The sequence below is a fragment of the Pseudomonas sp. B19(2017) genome (genome assembly GCF_002113165.1).
Lineage (GTDB): Bacteria > Pseudomonadota > Gammaproteobacteria > Pseudomonadales > Pseudomonadaceae > Aquipseudomonas.
Map to the genome: position 1 here is coordinate 1 of NZ_NEJR01000050.1, position 840 is coordinate 840.

The 840-nt window shown below is 67.4% G+C and carries 1 protein-coding gene; it reads right to left on the reverse strand.

Going from position 1 to position 840, the window contains the following annotated elements; translation table 11 throughout:
- Positions 1-840 (reverse strand): Ig-like domain-containing protein (locus tag CAF70_RS25970; protein WP_256575312.1); only part of this gene is annotated, 840 nt, incomplete at both ends.

An 840-nucleotide genomic window follows, 5' to 3' on the forward strand; every position in this document is an offset into this window, starting at 1 on the left:
GCTGGTCGGCCCGCTGGTATTGCCGGCCGGGTCCTGGGCCACGGCGTTGATCACCGTGCCGTTGGCCAGCGGCGTACCGGGCGTGAACGACCAATTGCCGCTGCCATCGGCGGTAGTCTGGCCGATCGGGTTGCCGACGCCGTCGGTGAGGATGACAGTTGCGCCAGCTTCGGCAGTACCGCTGATTTCCACGCCGTTGCTCGGCTCGACCACCGGTGCGGGCGGCGCAACGCCGTCCACGGTAATCACCGCCGGCGCACTTTCGGTCCCACCAGGGTTGCGCGCCACCGCGTTGACCACGGTGCCATCCGGCAGCGGTACGCCAGGGGTGAAGCTCCAGTTACCGCTGCCGTCGGCGGTGACCTGGCCGATCGGGTTGCCGTTGCCATCGGTGAGGATAATGGTGTTGCCCGCATCGGCGGTGCCGCTGATCACCGAGCCGTTGCTCGGATCGACCTGTGGAATCGACGGCAGCGACGAGTCCACCGTAGTGCTTCCAGGGGTGCCAGTGTTGCCGGCGGCATCGGTCGCCGTAGCGTTGACCACGGTGCCATTGGGCAGAGGCGTGGCAGGTGTGAACGTCCAGTTGCCGCTGCCGTCAGTGGTGACTCCGCCAATGGGATTACCGCTACCGTCGGTGAGCGTCACGGTGCTGTTCGGCTCGGCAGTACCATTGATCACGGTGCCGTTGCTCGGGTTGACCACTGGCGCGGCCGGGGCCAGCGAGTCGACCGTGGTGCTCGACGGAGCACTGGTGTTGCCGGCCGGGTCGGTTGCCGTAGCGTTGACCACGGTTCCATTGGCCAGTGGCGTGCCGGGGGTGAAGCTCCAGTTGCCGCT